Raw genomic sequence first — 18,120 nt, 5'->3', positions numbered from 1 at the left:
ATTGCCTTATGTTTTCTAAGGGTTGGTTTTTTCCTGGGTTTTTGGTGGGGCCCCTTGTTAACAGACGTCTGTTAACAAGGGGCCCCTCCTTACACCAGCGTCGCGTGGAGGAAGTCGACCGCGGCGGCGTCGTCGTCGATGCCGCCCGCCTCGTGGCCGTTGAAGCGCCAGACCGTCAGCTCCTTCTCGCCCCGGTAGTCGTGGTACGCGGCGTAGACCGTCGACGGCGGGACGATCTCGTCCATCAGCGCGACGGAGAAGCGGGCCGGCACGTCGGCACGCCTGGCGAACGCGACCCCGTCGACGTAGCCGAGCGTGTGGAACACCTGCTCCGCCCGGTCCCGGTGCACGGCCAGGTAGTCCCGGATCTCGCGGAACGGCGCCGAGTCGGTGAGCCCCACGGCGCGGGGGATGTCGCAGAGGAACGGCACGTGCGCCACCGCCGCGCGCACCCCCGGGGCCAGCGCGGCGGCGGCCAGCGCGGCGGCCCCGCCCTGGCTGTGGCCCAGCACGGCGATCCGGGTCGGGTCGACACCCGGCAGCTCGCGGGCCGCGTCGACGGCCCGGACCGCGTCGGTGAGGAAGCGCCGGTAGTAGTAGCGGCGGGGCTCCTCCACGCCCCGGGTGGCCATGCCGGGCGCCTGCGGCCCGGCCGCCGCGACGTCCGGGGTGTCGCCGCGGCTCCACCCCGAGCCCTGGCCACGGGTGTCCATCTGGAGGTGGGCGAAGCCGGCGGCGGACCAGAGCAGGTTCTCCAGCGGGTGGCCGCGTCCGCCGCCGTAGCCGACGTACTGCACCACGGTCGGCAGCGGCGTGGGCGCGCCGCGGGGCACCCGCAGCCAGGCCCGGACCGGCTGCCCGGCGAACCCGGGAAAGGTCACGTCGAAGACGTCCACGGCCGCCAGCGGGGTCGGCACCGGGGTCGCGGTCACCGGGTCGCCGCAGGAGCGGGCCTCGGCCAACGTCTCGGCCCAGAAGGCGTCGAAGTCGGCGGGTTCACGCAGGTCGCTGCGGTGCTGGCGGAGCTCGGCCTCGGTCAGGTCGGTGAACACGCCTGGGGTTCCTCGTCGGGTCGGCATGGGCACGTCGCGGCACGGTCGCCGACGCGTTTCCGGAAGGTTTCCGCAAGTTGTCCGAACGCTAGGGCCGGGTCGATCTGTCGTCAAGCCCTCGGCGTACGGCAAGATGTCCGTGGGGCGGAACGGTTTTCCGGTCGGTCCGGCAGCCGGCGAAGGGAACACGGGTGAGCGCGGACGACGAGCGCAGGGTGACCATCACCGCGATCGCACGGGAGGCCGGTGTCTCCGTGCCCACCGTGTCGCGGGTGCTCAACGGGCGTTCCGACGTCGCGCCGGACACCCGGGAGCGGGTCGAGGAGCTGCTGCGCCACCACGGTTACCGACGGCGCAACAGCCGCACGGTACGCCGGGCGGACCTGGTCGACCTGGTCTTCAACGACCTGGACAGCCCCTGGGCCGTGGAGATCATCCGCGGGGTGGAGGACGTCGGCCACGCCGCCGGGGTGGGCATCGTCGTCTCGGCCGTGCACCGCGAGTCCAGCTCCACCCGGCAGTGGCTGCACAACCTGCGCGCCCGCGCCTCCGACGGGGTGATCGTGGTGACCTCGCACCTGAGCCCGGCGGTGCACGCGCAACTGCGCCGGCTCAACGTGCCGGTGGTGGTGGTCGACCCGGACGCCGGCGTGGCCGGGACGGACGTGCCGGCGATCGGCGCCACCAACTGGACCGGCGGCCTGTCCGCCACCGAGCACCTGTTGAGCCTGGGCCACCAGCGGATCGGGTTCGTCGCCGGCCCGCCGCACCTGCTGTGCAGCCGGGCCCGGCTGGACGGCTACCGGGCCGCGCTGGCCGCCGCCGGCGTGCCGGCCGACGACCGGTTGGTGCACCCCGGCGACTTCTACCACGCCGCCGGCTACACGGCCGGCGGCGCGCTGCTCGATCTTGACGACCCGCCCACCGCGATCTTCGCGGCCAGCGACCAGATGGCCTTCGGCGTCTACGAGGCGGTGCGCCGGCGCGGCCTGCGGGTCGCCGACGACGTCTCCGTGGTCGGCTTCGACGACCTGCCCGAGGCGCGGTGGGCCTCGCCGCCGTTGACCACCGTGCGCCAGCCGCTGGTGGAGATGGGCCGCCTCGCGGCCCGCACCGTGCTGCGCCTGGCCCAGGGTGAGGAGATCGAGTCGCCCCGGATCGAACTGGCCACCGAACTGGTGGTGCGGGACAGTACCGCGGCCCCCGCCGACCGCTGACCAGTCGGACTTTTCAGTCACCTTCCGGAATTTCCGGCTTCCGCAGCCCAGGCGCGGCCGACAGCGCCACCGCCGCGGCGTGCCGACGGCGACGGGCCAGCAGCACCGCTCCCCCGGCCACCACCACCGCGCCCACCGTCAGCGGCACGCCGACGCCCGACCCGGTGCCGGGCCGCGCCGCGCCGCCGCCCAGGTCGGCGTGCCCGGCCAGCGCCGACGCGGCCCCGGTGGCGGGCGTCGGCGAGCGGTCCAGCTCGCCCGGCTCCACCAGGCGGCCGACCGCCGCGTCCCGGGGCAGCCCGAATCCCCAGTCCAGCAGCGCCGCGCCCTGCTGCCAGCCGCGCTGGGTGGGGATCTCCGCGCCGAGCAGCGTCACCACCAGCCGGCGTCCGCCGCGCTCGGCCGCGCCGACGTACGTGTGCCGGGCCAGATCGGTGAAGCCGGTCTTGCCACCGAGCGCGCCCGGATAGTGGTCCAGCAGCATGTTGTCGTTCTGGATCTGGAACGCCTTCTCGTGCAGCGCCGGCTGGGCCGGCACCTGCGCGGTGCGGGTGGCGGTGTAGCGCCGGAAGGCCGGCTCGCGGAAGCACGCCCGGGCGATCAACGCCAGATCGTACGCGCTGGTGAACTGCCCCGGGCCGTCCAGCCCGGACGGCGTGACCGCGTGCGTCTGCCGGGCGCCGAGCCGATGCGCCTCGTCGTTCATCGCGCGGACGCCGCCGGCCAGCCCGTCCGGACCGCCGCCGAGCCGGGCCAGCACGTTGGCCGCCTCGTTGCCCGACTTCAGCAGCAGGCCCAGCCAGATCGTCTCGATCCGGTAGTGCCCGCCCTCGGCCAGCCCCACCGCCGAGCTGCCCGGCTCGATCGCCAGGTCGCCGGCGGTCATGGTGACCTCCCGGTCCGGGTCCAGCCGGGGCAGCACGGTGGCGGCCAGCAGCAGCTTCTGCACGCTGGCCGGGACGCCGTACTCATGCGGGCCGCAGCCGCCGAGCACCGCGCCGGTGTCCAGGTCGGCGACCAGCCACGACGTCGCGGTCACCGGCGGCGGCGTCGCGGTCGCCGCGGGCGGCACGACGAGTCCGGTGGTGTCCAGCGCCGCGCCACCGACGGACCGGGCGGCCGGGTCCGGCGGCGGCGGGGCCTGCGGCGGACGGGTCGCCGGGGCCGGCACGTTCGGGCAGGGCGGCGCCCCACCGGGCAGCCGCCGGGCCGGCCCGCCGGACCGGGTCGCCGCCACGGCGGGTGTCACCGGCGTCGACAGCGGCAGGAGCAGGGCGGCGGCCAGCGCCACGGACGGTCCCCAGGTCCTCATGTCCCGGACGCTAGCCACGCCGACCCGAACGGGTCGCCGGCTCCGGGATTCGCGCCCCGGCGACGGTGTGGTGGCGTATGGTGCCGCCCCTGCGGTCAGCGCGCCGCGAGCCCGTGGCCGCCGAGCGGGCCGACCCGCCACCCCCGGTGACGACACTCCGCGAGCAGTCCGGGCAGCGCGGCGAGCCCGGCCCGCCAGGCGCCCGGCGCGGCGGCGCAGGAGGAGTCGTGCAGCAGTACCGTGCCGCCGCCGCGCAACCCGGCCAGGACGCGGCGGCGGACGCCGTCCCCGGTCGCCGACGCCGTCCAGTCCCGACCCCAGCAGCTCCACAGCACCGGCCGCAGACGCAGTCGCCGGGCGGCGACCAGGGCCGCGCCGGTGAGCACCCCGTACGGCGGGCGCAGGAATGCCGGCGGCCGACCGGTCACGTCCGCCACCAGGTCGTACGCGCGGGTCAGATCGCGGACGGTGCCGGCCGGCCCGCGCAGCAGCAGGTTGTCGTGCGCCCAGCCGTGCAGCGCCACCTCGTGGCCGGCCGCCACCAGCCGGCGGCCCAGGTCCGGTCGGCGCCCCAGCATCACGCCGAGCACGAAGAACGTGGCCCGGACCCGGTGCGCGGCCAGCACGTCCAGGAAGTGGGGCGTCGACTCCGGGTCCGGGCCGTCGTCGAAGGTCAGCGCGACCCGGTCGGGTGCCCCGAGGCCGTGCAGGCCGGGCAGCAGGCGCTGCCGGAGGGCCGGGAGCGTGGTGACCGCCGGCGCCGCGTGGGCCAGCGGCAGCGCCACCGCCGCGGCCAGGGCGGCCGTCCTCACCGCAGTCCGCCGGTGGACTGGAGCAGCGCGGCGACCACGGCCACCGCGTCGCCGACCGGGTCCAGCAGCGGCCGACGCCCCGGGTCGGCCGGACCGGCCGGGGCGGCCCGGCGCGCGGCCTCGGCGACCAGTCCGACCGGGTCCTCCGGCACCGGGCCGGCGCGCGGCCCGGCCGGGACCTCGGGTCCGGGGTCGGCGCGCGGCCCGGCGGTCCCCGGCGGCGGGGTGCGGTGCGGCGGCGGGGCCGACGGGCCGGCGTCGAGCACCGTCGCGAGCACCGGGCCGAGCTGTTCCGGGGTGCCCGCCCACCGGGTGAGGCCGGACCGGGCCAGGACATCGGCGTTCGCCCGCCCGTGCCCCGGCAGGGGACGGTAGGTGACCACCGGCACCCCGGCCGCGAGCGCCTCCTGACAGGTCAGCCCCCCGGCGTTCTCCACCACCACGTCCACGGCCCGCATCAGCGTCGGCATGTCGTCCACCCAGCCCAGCACGTGCCGGCCGGGACCGCTCAGTCGCCGGCGCAGCGACCCGTTGCGCCCGCACACCACCACCGGCCGGGCCCCGGTCGCGCCGACCTCCGCCACCGTGGCCGCCACCTCGCCGACGCCCCAGGAACCGGCCACCACCAGGGCGAGCACGCCGTCGTGCGGCAGGCCGAACCGCTCCCGGGCCCGCCGCCGGTCGAGGCCGGCGCCGACGGCGAACGCCCGGGAGACCAGCGGTTCTACCACCGCGACGTCGGCGTCGGCGTCCCGTTGCAGCTCGGCGTGCCGCATCGTGCAGTAGACGTCCACGCCCGGCGCGAGCCAGGTGGGGTGCACCACGAAATCGGTCACGTAGGTGAGAATCGGGACACGGAGCCGGCCGCCGCGCCGCAGCGGGCCGAGAAGCTGGTTGGCGAACGGGTAGGTGGTCACCACCGCCCTCGTGTCCGGCGGGATGCGGCGGCGGATCCGGGCCCGGAACGGGCGCAGCAGCGCGCGGATGGCGCGAACGGACACCCGGGATCGGCTGGTCAGCCGGAACAGCAGGTGGTAGCCCCGGGGCAGCCGGTGCAACACCCCCCGGTACGTCTCCCGCACCGCGCGGTGCACCGGTCCGGGCAGCAGGTGGAGGAGGTTCAACCGGTCCACCTGGAAGCCCCGACCGCGCAGGCGCTCCGCCAGCTCGTCGGCGGCCCGGTCGTGTCCGGCGCCGATGTCCGCGGAGACCACCACGATCCGTCCCGGGTGCGCCATGGGCGGCGCATACCCACGCGTACGGCGTCCACGCGGCGCGACCGGGACCGGTCAGGCCCGGCCGGGCGGTCCGAGCGGGCACCGGCCCGGTCAACGCGGCCGGCGGAGGGATCCGAGCGGGGTCGGCGCGGCGGTCAGGCGCGGCGGCGAGCGGGCCGCCGGAACCGGCCCCGCCGGGCGACGAGCACCGCCACGGTCCCGCCGACGGCGAGCGCCAGCAGGCCGGCGGCCGGCACGATGAGCGTCCAGTCACCGTCGGCCATCCGGTGCAGCGCGGTGCCGGCCGGCCCTCGCCACGGCGTCGGCGTCGGCGTCGCCGGCGCGTCGGCCGCGGGTTCCCGGGTCGCCGCCGGCGCGGCCGGGTGGTCCAGCTCACCCGGGTCGACCAGCCGGCCGACCGACGCGCCCCGGGGCAGCGCGAAGCCCCAGTCGAGCAGTTGCGCGCCCTGCTCCCAGCCGCGTACCGGGCGGGCCTCGGCGCCGAGCAGCGTCACCACCAGCCGGCGCCCGCCGCGCTGGGCGGCGCCGACATAGCTGTGCCGGGCCAGCTCGGTGAAGCCGGTCTTGCCGCCCAGCGCCCCGGGATAGCGGTAGATGAGCTGGTTCTCGTTCTGGATCTGGAACCCGCCCTTCTTCAGCACGGGCTGGGCCGGGATCTGGGCCCGCTCGGTCGTCGCGTACCGGCCGAAGCGGGGGTCGGCGAAGCAGGCGCGGGCGATCAGCGCCAGGTCGTACGCGCTGGTGAACTGCCCGGGGCCGTCCAGGCCGGACGGCGTGACGGCGTGGGTCTGGAGCGCGCCGAGCCGGCGTGCCTCGGCGTTCATCTGGTCGACCCCGGCCCGGGCACTGCCGGCGCCCAGCCGGGCCAGCATGTTCGCCGCGTCGTTGCCGGACTGGAGCAGCAGGCCCAGCCAGAGCGTCTCCACCGGGTAGCGTCCGCCGACCAGCAGGCCCACCGCCGAGCTGCCCGGCTCGATGTCCAGGTCGGCGGCGGTGGCGACGGCCACCTGCTTCGGGTCGAGGCGGTTGAGCATGGTGGCGGCCAGCAGCAGCTTCTGGGTGCTGGCGGGGGTGCCGTACGCGTGCGGCCCGCAGGCGCCCAGCACGGCGCCGCTGTCCAGGTCGGCGACCAGCCAGGTGGTGGCGGTGACCGCGGGCGGCGCGGGACTGCCGGGCGGCGTGACGAGGCCCGGACCGGCCAGCGTCTCGCCGCCCACCACCTGCTGTTCGGGCACCGACGCCGGTGGGACGGGACGCGGCGGCCGGGACACCTTCGGCGCGGGCAGCCGTGGGCAGGGCGCCACGGCGCCGGGAGCGGGAGCCGGCGCGGGAGCGCCCCGCGCCGGGGCGGGCAGCAGGGTGACGGCGGTGACGGCGGCCAGGACCCGGGCTCTCATGAAGAGGCACCCTACCCAGCGCGGCTCCGCCGGCGGCGCGGCTCACCGAGCCGGTGACGGTGCGCCGATCGTCCGGCCCCGCGCCGTGGTCGAGCCGCGGAGCCGGGGCGGTCCCGACCGGCCCGCCGGGACCGGCGGGTCAGTCAGTGGACGCCGCGCAGCCACCGTCGCTGCCACGGCGTCTCCACCGCACGCGGATGGTAGTGCGCGCGCACCCAGGCGACCGCCCGCCCGGGGTCCAGCCCGTCCAGCACCGCCAGGGCGGCGAGCGCGGTGCCGGTGCGGCCCACGCCGCCGTAGCAGGCGACCTCGACCCGTTGACCGGCGTACGCGCGTCGCCGCGCCTCGCGCAGCGCGTCCAGGGCGTCGGCGCGGTCCAGCGGGAGCCAGAAGTCGGGCCAGCGGATCCGCCGGACCGGCCAGGCCGGCTCCGGCCCGCGCGCCAGCAGCAGGGCGAAGTCGGCCGGGGAGGCCGGGGCGGCGACGCGGCGTCCCCGTACGGTGGCGCCGCCGGGCAGCGTGAGGAGACCGGCGGGATCCGTCCATGGTGGCGTCGGGTGCACCGGCCCATTGTGCGGCGTACCCCGGACACGCGGGTGCCCGCCGGAGCTTCTCCGGCGGGCACTCGCGATCGGCCCGGGGGTCTCCCCCCGGCGCGCCTCGGTCAGCTGAGGCGACGGCGGCGCCAGGCCAGGGACCCGAGCAGCAGCACCGCGCCGACACCGGCCAGGCCACCGCCGAGCTTCAGCGGCGTGCCGATGCTGTCACCCGTGACGGGCAGGTGACCGCCGTGGTGTGGCGGACGCGGCGGGCGCTTGGGCAACACGATGCCGGTCGCGCTGGCGGTCCGGCCGGACGTCAGCCCGGTCGCGGTGAACGTGTAGCGACCGGGACGGGTCGGACGGTAGGTGACGGTGAAGCTGCCGTTCGCGTCGGCGGTCACCACGAAGGTCGTGGGCGCCGGCTGCGGTGCGGGATCGCTCGGCAGGTACGCGACCGACGCCATCGCCACCGTGCTGCCGTCGCTGCGCCGCGCGGTTCCCTCGGCGGGTGCGGCGATGGGCAGGTTGGAGATGGCGACATCGATCCGGACCTGCTCGTTCGGCAGGAAGTTCCGGCCGTTGAGCGTGAACGTCTCGCCGATCGTGATGGTGGTCGGCGTCACGGTCAGCGACGCGACCACGGGCGGATAGACCGGTGGCTGCGGCTGCGCCGCTCCGGCCGCGGTCGGCGCGGCCACGACGGCCAGGCCCACCGAGAGCGCCATGATGATGCGGGATAGCCGCATGATGGTTTCCCTCCTACTGTTCACATCTGGGTGCGGTGGTTATCTGGGTGGTCCACGGGGTGACGGTGGGAGTGAGCACCAGATCGGCCGTGCCGGCGCCGTTCTGGCCGGTGAGCAGCGTGACGTCGAGCGTCCGGGTCTGCCCGGGGCCGACCTCCACGTTCGCCACCGCGACCTGACGCCGACGGTCGAGCCCGCTGCCCATCGGGGTGGCCCGGCCGTCCAGCCGGCCGGCGAGGACCGCGCCGCCGCTGGGGGTGTGCACCGAGACGAACGTGCGGGCGGTGTACTTGTCGCCGGACAGGGCCATGCCCGTGACCGACTCCGTCAGACCCGACCGCGGGGCGGTGGAGTGCACCGTGACCCGCAGCCGCAGCTCGCGGCGTCCGTCCGGCTGGCATGCACCGACCGTCAGGGTGGCCGAGAACCTGAGGTAGTAGCCGAGCTTCGCGCCGCTGCCGTCGTTGAGGAACACGCCGACCGTCGGCACGGTGTCCTGCTCCGGGAGCTGCCCGGCCAGCCGGGTCCCGGCCACCGCGCGTTGCTCGTCAGAACGGACACTCCAGAACAATATCCGACGTTCCTGTATCGAGCGGCTAATAACGGTTAAAAGGGCTCTTGGGTCAACCGTCCTGGTGAACAGCGCGTCGATCACCCCCGACGCGGCCCGCGCGTAGAACGCGTCCTGCGCCTTCACGTCCAGGTCCCGGTACGAGTCGCTGAGCAGCGTCCGCACGGCGGTGCCGCCGGCCAGCGTCGGACCGTCCGGCACCTGCACCGGGCCGATGACGTTGAGCAGGTACGACAGCATCACCGGGTCGACCGCCAGCACGCCGTCCACCGTGATCCCGGTGCGTCGGCGCACCATCTCGCGGTAGAGCGCGGCGGCGGTCGGGAAGCTCGGGCTCAGATTGACGTCCGCCGGATACATCCCCGGCAGCTCGGACCAGAGCCGGCGCATCTCCGGGTCCACCTTGAGCGGTGGATCGAAGTACCGCAGGTCCGTGGCGTTGCCCTGCCCCGCCAGTCGGATCCGGCCGGAGTCCGCGCGCAGCACGGCGTACGCGCCGAACATGCCGCCGGTGGCCCGCAGCTCGGCCGGGTTCTGCGAGACGAGCAGGTAGCTGCGCGGGCCGTCCGCGCCGAGCAGCGGCGGCAACAGGCGGACGCCGCGGTTGGCGGCGGAGGTGAGCCCGCCCAACCGGTCCAACTCCTCCCGCAGCTCGGTGACCGCGTCACGTACCTGGGCCACCAGGCCGCGGGTCGGCACCGCCCGCAGCCGGTCCGCCGTCCGCCGGACGGCCTGGTCGGCGGCCGACACCTCGGCCGCGACCGCGCGCAGCCGGCCCACGTCGAGCCGGCCCTGCTTCGGCACCAGCGAGGCGAGGTCGACCCGGAGCAGGGTGGGGAAGGCGAGCCGGGCCAGGTCGTCCACCGCCACCGAGATCTGCCGCACCGCCGTCAGGTTGTCCCCGGCGTACGGGACGCCCTGGCCGAGCCACCAGACCGGGTCGCCGGTCGCTCCGCGCGCGGCGCCGGCCTGCTCCTGGAGCGCGGCCAGGGTCCGCTGGGCCCGGGCCACGTCACCGTCGAGCACCTGGGCGCTGAGGTCCTTGGCCAGGCCGGCGGCGTTCACCAGGTGGGCCCGGGCCTGCCAGCCCCGGAACGTGACCCAACCGCCGGCGGTGGCCAGCACCGAGACGACGACCAGCCCGACCAGCAGGACACGACGGACGCGGGCCCGCCGGCGTCGCCGTGAGTGTCGGCGTCGGCGGTGCGACGCCGCGTGTTCCGTCACGCCACTCTCCTCGGAGTCGACCGGCCCGCGATCACCATTCGGTGCTCGCGTCGGATATGAGTATGTATTGGATGAACTACGCTTTCAGTCGCTTTTCGTGTTTTTCATCCGAACCGTGGCCACGTCACGCAGCAGCGCCTCGATCCGGTCCACGCCGGCCCGCAGCGACATCTGCCGCAGGTAGGCGTCCCGCCCCCGGCGGCCCATGTCGGCCCGGGCAGCCGCGGGAATCGCCGCGGCCAGCCAGAACCGGTCGGCCAGGGCCGCCCAGTCCTCGGGCGGGCAGGACAGCCCGGCTCGGGCCCGCTCCACCAGCTCCGCGGTGTCGCCGCCGGCCGAGGCGACCACCGGTGCGGCGCAGGAGAGCGCGGCCGGCAAGGTGCCGGGCACGGTGCCGCGCAGCTCCGGCCGGTCGCGCAGCATGACGAGCTGGTAGTCGGCGGCCGCGTAGAGCTGGGGCATGTCCGCCGGCGAGCGCCGCTCGACGAACCGGACGTTGTCCGCGCGGAGTTCGGCGGCGAGGTCCCGCACCCGCCGCTCCTCCGCGCCCGAGCCGACCAGGACCAGGTCCATCCGGTCCCCCAGCGCCGCCGCCGCCCGGACCGCGGTCTCCAGACCCTGCCGTACGCCGATCGTGCCGGCGTGCATCACCACGCAGCGGTCGTCCCGGCGGATCAGCCGACGTGCGGCGGGACCGGGCCGCGCCGGGCGGAACAGTCGCTCGTCGGTCCAGGTGAGCACCGTGCGTACCCGATCCGGTTCGGCCCCGCCGGCGAGCACCAGCTCGCGCATGGACGGTGCGCTGACCGCTATCGCGTCCGCCTCCCGGTACAGCCGGCGCAGGCCCGCGTCCAGCCGCCCCGACCAGCCAGCTGCCGCCCCGGGCCGGGCCGGCTCCTCCTCCGCCCAGACATCCTGCACGTGCAGCACCGTCGGGACCCGGCCCAGCATCCGCAGCAGGCCGGCCGCGGCGAAGGTCACCGCGGGGAGCTGGAGGACGTACAGCGCGTCGAGGTCCCGCAGGTAGCGCCGGCCGGCGAGCGTCACGCTGCCGGCGAAGGAGAGCCAGCCGGCCGCCCGCGCGCGGGCGGAGCCCGCCCCGCCGGCGTACCGGGGCACCCGGCGGACGGTCAGCCGCTCGCTGCGCGTCTGGTGCCCCCACCGTTGCCGCCAGCCCGGATAGAGCTGGCCGCCCGGGTGGTCCGGGAACCCGGTGAGCACGCACACCTCGTGGCCCCGGGCGGCCAGTTCCTCGGCCAGGCTGCCGGGGATGAACGCCGGTTCCGGCGGGAAGTGGTACGACAGGATGCCGATCCTCATGGCCGCGCTCCCGGCGCGGCCTGCCGGACCCCGGTCCACCGTGGCACGTACGATGCCGGCATCCCCTCGGCGTCCGGCCGCGACCGCCGGCAGCCCACCGTCGCGGCGCCCCGCGCGACCGCGCCGACCAGAGGGGTCCAGATGCCCGACGGGGTGCTCTTCGTCTGCCACGCGAACATGTGCCGGTCACCGATGGCCGAGTTCATCGCCCGCCGGTTGCTGGCCGGGCTCCCGGTGACGGTGGCCAGCGCCGGCACCGACGCGATCGACGGGGCGGGCATGCACCCGTACGCCGTCGAGGTGGCCGCCGGGGACGGCGCGGACGTGAGCGTCTTCCGCACCCGCCGGCTGCGCCCGGAGCACCTCACCTCGGCGGCGCTGGTGCTGACCGCGACCCGTCGCCAGCGTTCGGCCTGCGCGGCGCTGGCCCCGGCCGCGTTGGGCCGGATGTTCACGCTGCACCAGTTCGCCCGCCTGGCCACCGCGGCCCGGCCGGACGGCGCGCCCGGGACCACCCCGCTGCGGGCGGCCGTGGGGGCGGCCGTCCGTGCCCGGGGGCGGCTGCAACCCGCCCCCGACGGCACGGACGACCTGCGGGACCCGATCGGCGGCTCCCCGGCCGACTTCCGCCGGTGCGCCGAGGAGATCGAGCGGTCGATCCGGCCCCTGCGCGCGCTCATCGCGACAGCCGGGTGAGTTCCTGAGTACGGTCACCCACGACGGTCTGCGCACCCCGCTGGGTCGCCCCGACCCGGCCGGTGGGCACGGTCGGCGTGGCCGGCGGCACGACCACCTTGTACGTCTCGTACTGGTAGGCGTCCGCCTTGCCGACCTTGGCCATGTTGAGCACGCAGCCGAGCAGGCGCACCGACACCGAGCTGAGCGCCCGCGCCGCGGCGGCCACCTGGCCACGCGAGGTCCGCCCCTGCTGGGTGACCAGGAGCGCGCCGTCGGCCTGCACGGCCACCACCACGCCGTCGGTGACCGCGAGCAGCGGCGCGGTGTCGATGATCACGATGTCCGCCGACTCGCGCAGCGCCACCAGCAGGTCCGCCATCGCCTTGGAGCCGAGCAGCTCGCTCGGGTTCGGCGGGGTGGCGCCGCTGGGCAGGACCAGCAGCGACTTCTCGCCCCACCGCTGCACCACGTCGCCGACCTGCACGTCGCCGACGAGCACGTCGGTGAGCCCGACCCCGCCGTCGAGACCGAGGTAGTCGGCGGCCTTGGGGCGGCGCAGGTCGGCGTCGATGAGCAGCACCCGCCAGCCCGCCTCGGCCAGCGCGATGGCGACGTTGCAGGCCATGGTGGTCTTTCCCTCGCCCTGCAGGGCGCTGGTGACCGCGATGACCCGGGCCGGCTCGTGCACGTCCACGAAGCGCAGGTTGGTCCGCAGCTTGCGGACCGCCTCGGCGCGGACCGAGGTGGCCGCGTCGCCGACGATCAGCGGGGCGGCCTTCGCGCCGGCCTCGAACGGGATCTCGCCCAGCAGCGGGCTGCCGGTCACCCGCTGCAACGCCACGGCGTCGCGCATCCGCACGTCGGCCATGCCGCGCAGCACGGCCAGCGCGGCACCGGCCAGCAGGCCGAGCAGCCCGCCCAGGACCAGGTTGCGCGCCGGTCGCGGCGAGACCGGGCTGGAGGTGACCCGCGGGCCGCTCACCACCTCGATCTTGATCGGTGGGGCCTTGCCGTCCGCCGGGGTCTCCACCTTCCGCACCAGCTCGGTGAACTCGGCCGCCAGGGTCTCGGTGAGCTTCAGCGCCCGGGTCTGGTTGGTGTCGGTGACCGAGGCCTTGAGCAGCACCTTGTCGGGCAGCACGTCCGTGGAGATCTTGCCGCGCACCTGGTCGGCGGTGAGTCCGAGCGGCGCGTCGGCGACCACGCTCTGTGCCAGCCGGTCACTGGTGAGCAGGGCGCCGTAGGACTTCACCCGCTGTTGCAGGAACAGGCTGCCCTGGTAGGCGTCCATCACGCCCGGACTGGCCGTGGTGACGAAGAACGTCACCGAGGCCTGGTACCGAGGCGCGGAGCGGACCGTGACCAGGGCGGCCACGCCCAGCGTGAGCATGACCGTGACCAGCACGATCCACCAGTGGCGTCGGACCAGGCGCAGGTAGCCGAGGACGCTCATCCCGCTCCTCCTCGCGACACGCCGACCTGCCGATGAAGTTGCACAAAAGCCCCCTAAAAGCCCCAGTAGCCGTGCCAGGATCGAATCGCCTATTCACCCCGTTAGGTGACCAGACGAATGTAAACGACCGGAAAGCACGGACGACGTAAATCCGCTCATTCCGGATGAACACGTAGAGGGCACCCATGGATCGTGAAGCCACCGCCGCAGACGAGGCGCTGCGGACACGCAGTCACACCACCCACCGCGCCGCCACTCTCTCCCTGTTAACGCTGGACACGGCCGCGTGGTGCGGAGGATTTCTCGGCGCCGCCTGGACCCGCTACGAGTTCGACCTGACCGCCGCCGCGACCGGCCGCGTGCTCGCCGTCGCGCTCGCCTGCGCCGCGCTCTACGCGCTGCTCACGCTGCTGCGCTCCCGGCTCTACGGCCGCTATCCGATCGGCAGCGCCGGGGACGCCCGCGGGCTGGCCGGCACCGCGGCGATCGCCGCCGCGGTCACGCTCGCCGGCGTGCTGCCCTGGGCCGAACGGCCGGTACCCGCGACCACCCCGCTGGTCGGCGGCACCGTCGCGTTGGTGCTGATGGCGGCCGGCCGCGGACTGTGGCGGTTGCAGGCCGACCGGCACCGCCCGGCGGCGCGGCACGCCGAGCGGTGCCTGGTCTACGGCGTGGATGCGGCCAGCGAACGGCTGGTCCGCGTGCTGCTGCGCGACCCGGACAACAGCTACCGTCCGGTGGGTCTGCTCGACGACGCCCCGGAGAGCCGCGGGCTCCGGCTGGAAGGGCTGCGCGTGCTCGGCGGGCGGGAGCAGGTCGGCGCCGTGGTCCGGGCCACCCAGGCGCGTACCGTCATCTTCTCGATGACCGGCGGCGACCCGCGGCTGCTGCGCGACGTGCGCACCCGCACGCTGGAGGCCGGGGCCACGTTCAAGGTCCTGCCCCCGGTCCGTGAGGTGCTCGACCGCCCGGTCCACGCCACCGACGTCCGCGACCTCCAGCTCACCGACCTGCTCGGCCGCGCCCACCGGGTGGCCGAGCTGGCCGTCGAGCGCGGCGGGCTGGCCGGCCGGCGGGTGCTGGTCACCGGCGCCGGCGGCTCGATCGGCTCGGAGCTGTGCCGGCAGATCGCCCGCTGCGAGCCGGACGAGCTGATGATGCTCGACCGGGACGAGTCGGCGCTGCACGCGCTCCAGATGTCCCTGCACGGCCGGGCGCTGCTGGACGGCCCCGAACTGATCCTGGCCGACATCCGGGACGCCGACGGCATCGCCCGGGTGATCGCCGACCGGCAGCCCGACGTGGTGTTCCACGCGGCGGCGCTGAAGCACCTGACGCTGCTCCAGCGGCACCCCGGCGAGGCGATCAAGACCAACATCTGGGGCACCCTGAACGTGCTGGAGGCGTGCCGGGACGTCGCCGAGTTCGTCAACATCTCCACCGACAAGGCGGCCAATCCGACGAGTGTCCTCGGCTACTCGAAGCGGATCACCGAACGGCTCACCGCCCACCGGGCCGCGCAGCTCGGCGGCACCTACCTCAGCGTCCGGTTCGGCAACGTGCTCAGTAGCCGGGGCTCGGTGCTGACCGCGTTCCAGGCGCAGATCCGGGCCGGCGTGCCGATCACCGTCACGCACCCGGACGTGACCCGCTACTTCATGACCGTGCAGGAGGCCGTGCACCTGGTGCTCCAGGCCGCGACCATCGGCCGCGGCGGCGAGGCGCTGGTGCTCGACATGGGCGAGCCGGTCCGGATCGCGGACGTGGCGCGGCGGCTGTCCGCCGAGGCTGACCACCCGGTGGACATCGTCTACACCGGGCTCCGGCCGGGCGAGAAGCTGCACGAGCACCTCTTCGGCGCGGACGAGGCGGACACCCGGCCGCTGCACCCGTTGATCTCCCACGTGCCGGTGCCGCCGTTGGACCCGGACGAGGTGCGCGCGCTGGACCCGTACGCCGACCCGGACGAGCTGGTGAAACGGATGGCGGCGTTCTGCGAGACGATCGGCGCGGTGCTGCCGGCGCTGCCCGGCCAGCGCTGACCGCCGCCGGCGGCGGGTGCGGCGGCCCCCGCCGCGGCTGCGCTCGCCGCCGGTCCGGCGGACCGGTAGGGTTGGCGGCGGTGTGCCGGGAAGCCTGGTCGGCGATGGATCCACCGACCCCTGCTCCCGGACGGACACCGTATGCCCCATCACAGCTCGCCCTCCCGCCTGCTGGCTCGGCGTTCCTGGCCGGAGGCCCGCTTCCTGGCGGACGTGCTGCGCACCGAGACGGTCGGCGGCGGTCTGCTGCTGCTCGGCGCGGTCCTCGCCCTGGTCTGGGCGAACTCGCCGTGGCGCGCCGCCTACGCCGCGCTGGGCGACTGGGTGCCCTGGCCCGGCGGCGCGGCGCTGCACCTCGACCTCGGGCTCGCCACCTGGGCCGCCGACGGGCTGCTGGCGATCTTCTTCTTCGTGGTCGGCCTGGAACTCAAGCGTGAGTTCGTCGCCGGGGACCTGCGGGACCCCCGGCGGGCCGCGTTGCCGGTGGTCGCCGCCGTCGGCGGCATGGCGGTGCCGGCGCTGATCTACCTGGCGGTGACCGCGAGCGCCGGCGGCGCGGGGCTGCGCGGTTGGGCGATCCCCACCGCCACCGACATCGCCTTCGCGCTCGCCGTGCTGGCCGTGATCGGCTCGCACCTGCCGCAGGGGCTGCGGGCCTTCCTGCTCACCCTCGCGGTGGTCGACGACCTGCTGGCCATCACCATCATCGCGGTGTTCTACACCGCCGACTTCCACCCGCTGCCGCTGCTCGGCGCGTTACTGCCGATCGCGGCGTTCGGGCTGCTGGTGCAGCGGCGGCGCACCTGGTGGTGGGCGCTGATCCCGCTGGCGGTGACCGCCTGGGTGCTGGTGCACGCCTCCGGGGTGCACGCCACCGTGGCCGGCGTGCTGCTCGGCTTCACCGTGCCGGTGCTGACCGGGCGGGGCGGTGAACCCGGGCTCGCCGAACGGCTGGAGCACCGCTGGCGGCCGATCTCCGCCGGCCTCGCCGTGCCGGTCTTCGCGTTCTTCGCCGCCGGGGTCTCGCTCGTCGACGTGGACCTGGGCGCGGTCGTGCGGGACCCGGTCGTGCTCGGCGTGGCCGGCGGCCTGGTGCTGGGCAAGGTGATCGGCGTGTTCGGCTCCACGTTCCTGCTCGCCCGGTTCACCCGCGCCGAGCTGGACGAGGAGATCACCTGGGCGGACCTGGTCGGGCTGGCGTTGCTGGCCGGTATCGGCTTCACCGTCTCCCTGCTCATCGGGGAGCTGGCGTTCGGCCCGGGCAGCCCCGAGGACGAGCGGGTGAAGGCCGCGGTGCTGGCCGGTTCGCTGATCTCCGCCGGCCTGGCCGCCGCGGTGCTGCTGCGGCGCAACCGGGTGCACCGCCGGATCAGCGAACGGGAGAGCCGGGACGACGACGGCGACGGCATCCCGGACGTCTACCAGGAACGGCCGGCCTGAGCCGGAACGCGCCGGCCGCCGCCCCCGGTCGGGGCGACGGCCGGCGCGGGACACCGATCAGCGGTGGCGCTCGGCGCGACGGTCGGCGCCGTCCTCGGTCTCCTCCAGCGCGTCGGCGAACGGTTCGGTGAGGTCGTCACCCGGCACCGCGACCCGCTCGGCGCGGTCCTGCTCGTCCGCGCGACCACCGGGAGGCGGTTCCGGCGCCGTGGCGCCCCCGGCGAAGCCGTACTCGTTGGGCTCATCGTGCCTGCTCATGCGCGGAACCTCCCGGTCGTCCGAATCCTGGCGGCGGTGCGGTGACACCCCCGCCAGGACACTTACCCACCGTGCCGGTTCCTGATCATCCGAGCGCCGCTCAGGTCAGCTCCCGGACCGCCTCGAAGACGAGCCAGAGACCGCAGATGGCGAACAGCACGGCCGCGCCGTACCGGATGGTCCGTTCCGGCAGGTGCCGGCCGAGCATCCGGCCCACCAGGATGGCCAGCGCGTCCGCCGCGACCATGCCGAGGGTGGAGCCGAGCCAGGTGCCGAACCAGCCGTACTTGGTGGCCAGCGTGATGGTCGCGAGCATCGTCTTGTCGCCCAGTTCGGCCAGGAAGAACGCCACGCCGACCGCGATGATCGCCGACTTGGTGCTGCGTTCGGCCTTCCGCTTCTCCTCCTCGGTGAGCTTGTCGCCGCGCAGCGTCCAGGCGCCGAAGCCGAGGAACGCCAGACCGGCGATGAGTGAGATCCAGCCCGTGGGCAGCACGCTGTTGAGGCCGACGCCGATGGCCACCGAGGCGAGGTGGACGATCGCGGTGGCGATGGTGATGCCGATGAGCACCGGCAGCGGTCGGAAGCGCGTGGCGAACGTCAGCGCCATGAGCTGGGACTTGTCGCCCAGCTCCGCGACGAAGATGACGCCGAAGCTGACCACCAGCGCGACGAGGAAACCCTCCATGTGAACCTTCCCGATCAAGCCGGGAGGAGAGACAGGGACGCCCTCGACCCGGCTGCGACAGCCTGAGTCGAAGGTCTCGCCCGCCCCGGGGACCGGGGCCGCGTGGCCGGGTGCGGAACGCACCAGT

Annotated in this window: 16 protein-coding genes; 4 read left to right on the top strand and 12 right to left on the bottom strand. The window is 75.2% G+C overall.

Annotated elements, in window-relative coordinates; genetic code table 11:
* Positions 1-89: 89 nt before the first annotated feature.
* Positions 90-1,052: an acetylxylan esterase gene (locus ACZ6O5_RS03095; protein ID WP_405089626.1), complete on the bottom strand. Its 963-nt coding sequence runs from the start codon at positions 1,050-1,052 to the stop codon at positions 90-92.
* Positions 1,053-1,243: 191 nt separating this feature from the next.
* Here ACZ6O5_RS03095 and ACZ6O5_RS03090 point away from each other — a divergent pair, with 191 nt between their 5' ends.
* A complete protein-coding gene (locus ACZ6O5_RS03090; protein WP_465974220.1) occupies positions 1,244-2,269 on the top strand; it encodes a LacI family DNA-binding transcriptional regulator in 1,026 nt (341 codons plus the stop codon).
* Positions 2,270-2,282: 13 nt separating this feature from the next.
* Here the strand turns inward: ACZ6O5_RS03090 and ACZ6O5_RS03085 are convergent, their stop codons facing one another.
* The 8 genes from ACZ6O5_RS03085 to ACZ6O5_RS03050 all read right to left on the bottom strand — a co-directional run bounded on the left by ACZ6O5_RS03085 (position 2,283) and on the right by ACZ6O5_RS03050 (position 11,434).
* Positions 2,283-3,581, bottom strand: coding sequence for a D-alanyl-D-alanine carboxypeptidase family protein (locus tag ACZ6O5_RS03085; protein WP_465974219.1), 1,299 nt, complete (start codon positions 3,579-3,581; stop codon positions 2,283-2,285).
* Between the two features lie 95 nt (positions 3,582-3,676).
* Positions 3,677-4,393 carry a polysaccharide deacetylase family protein gene (locus ACZ6O5_RS03080; RefSeq protein ID WP_465974218.1) on the bottom strand — a complete coding sequence of 239 codons (717 nt, stop codon included), beginning with the start codon at positions 4,391-4,393 and terminating at the stop codon, positions 3,677-3,679.
* Positions 4,390-5,631, bottom strand: a complete 1,242-nt coding sequence (locus tag ACZ6O5_RS03075) for an MGDG synthase family glycosyltransferase (protein WP_465974217.1) — start codon at positions 5,629-5,631, stop codon at positions 4,390-4,392. The genes ACZ6O5_RS03080 and ACZ6O5_RS03075 overlap by 4 nt, the downstream gene beginning before the upstream one ends.
* A gap of 134 nt (positions 5,632-5,765) precedes the next feature.
* Entirely contained in the window at positions 5,766-7,028 is a 1,263-nt protein-coding gene (locus ACZ6O5_RS03070; RefSeq protein WP_465974216.1) for a D-alanyl-D-alanine carboxypeptidase family protein, read from the bottom strand.
* 143 nt (positions 7,029-7,171) lie between these two features.
* A complete protein-coding gene (locus ACZ6O5_RS03065; protein WP_465974215.1) occupies positions 7,172-7,591 on the bottom strand; it encodes a protein-tyrosine phosphatase family protein in 420 nt (139 codons plus the stop codon).
* Positions 7,592-7,692: 101 nt separating this feature from the next.
* On the bottom strand, positions 7,693-8,316 hold the full coding sequence (locus tag ACZ6O5_RS03060) for a hypothetical protein (RefSeq protein ID WP_465974214.1): 624 nt from the start codon (positions 8,314-8,316) through the stop codon (positions 7,693-7,695).
* A gap of 13 nt (positions 8,317-8,329) precedes the next feature.
* The gene (locus ACZ6O5_RS03055) at positions 8,330-10,114 is read right to left on the bottom strand and encodes a DUF4012 domain-containing protein (RefSeq protein ID WP_465974213.1); all 1,785 of its coding nucleotides are present in this window, start codon (positions 10,112-10,114) and stop codon (positions 8,330-8,332) included.
* A gap of 84 nt (positions 10,115-10,198) precedes the next feature.
* Positions 10,199-11,434: a glycosyltransferase family 4 protein gene (locus ACZ6O5_RS03050; protein ID WP_465974212.1), complete on the bottom strand. Its 1,236-nt coding sequence runs from the start codon at positions 11,432-11,434 to the stop codon at positions 10,199-10,201.
* Positions 11,435-11,575: 141 nt separating this feature from the next.
* Here ACZ6O5_RS03050 and ACZ6O5_RS03045 point away from each other — a divergent pair, with 141 nt between their 5' ends.
* Complete coding sequence (locus ACZ6O5_RS03045; RefSeq protein WP_465974211.1) at positions 11,576-12,130, top strand: arsenate reductase/protein-tyrosine-phosphatase family protein; 555 nt, start codon at positions 11,576-11,578, stop codon at positions 12,128-12,130.
* Here ACZ6O5_RS03045 and ACZ6O5_RS03040 read toward each other — a convergent pair.
* Positions 12,111-13,565, bottom strand: a complete 1,455-nt coding sequence (locus ACZ6O5_RS03040) for a tyrosine-protein kinase domain-containing protein (protein ID WP_465974210.1) — start codon at positions 13,563-13,565, stop codon at positions 12,111-12,113. The two genes, ACZ6O5_RS03045 and ACZ6O5_RS03040, sit on opposite strands and share 20 nt — an antisense overlap.
* Positions 13,566-13,750: 185 nt before the next feature.
* On the opposite strand from ACZ6O5_RS03040, the gene ACZ6O5_RS03035 reads away from it, so the two are divergent.
* Both ACZ6O5_RS03035 and nhaA read left to right on the top strand, forming a co-directional pair.
* Positions 13,751-15,607, top strand: coding sequence for a polysaccharide biosynthesis protein (locus ACZ6O5_RS03035; RefSeq protein WP_465974209.1), 1,857 nt, complete (start codon positions 13,751-13,753; stop codon positions 15,605-15,607).
* 141 nt (positions 15,608-15,748) lie between these two features.
* The gene (gene nhaA, locus ACZ6O5_RS03030) at positions 15,749-17,047 is read left to right on the top strand and encodes a Na+/H+ antiporter NhaA (protein WP_465974208.1); all 1,299 of its coding nucleotides are present in this window, start codon (positions 15,749-15,751) and stop codon (positions 17,045-17,047) included.
* Positions 17,048-17,104: 57 nt separating this feature from the next.
* Here the strand turns inward: nhaA and ACZ6O5_RS03025 are convergent, their stop codons facing one another.
* Entirely contained in the window at positions 17,105-17,305 is a 201-nt protein-coding gene (locus ACZ6O5_RS03025) for a hypothetical protein (protein ID WP_425786502.1), read from the bottom strand.
* Positions 17,306-17,405: 100 nt separating this feature from the next.
* Positions 17,406-17,993: a TMEM165/GDT1 family protein gene (locus tag ACZ6O5_RS03020; RefSeq protein WP_107162705.1), complete on the bottom strand. Its 588-nt coding sequence runs from the start codon at positions 17,991-17,993 to the stop codon at positions 17,406-17,408.
* Positions 17,994-18,120 lie beyond the last annotated feature (127 nt).

This window comes from Micromonospora sp. NPDC049201, from assembly GCF_055586805.1.
This window is presented reverse-complemented; position numbering and strand designations above follow the sequence as displayed.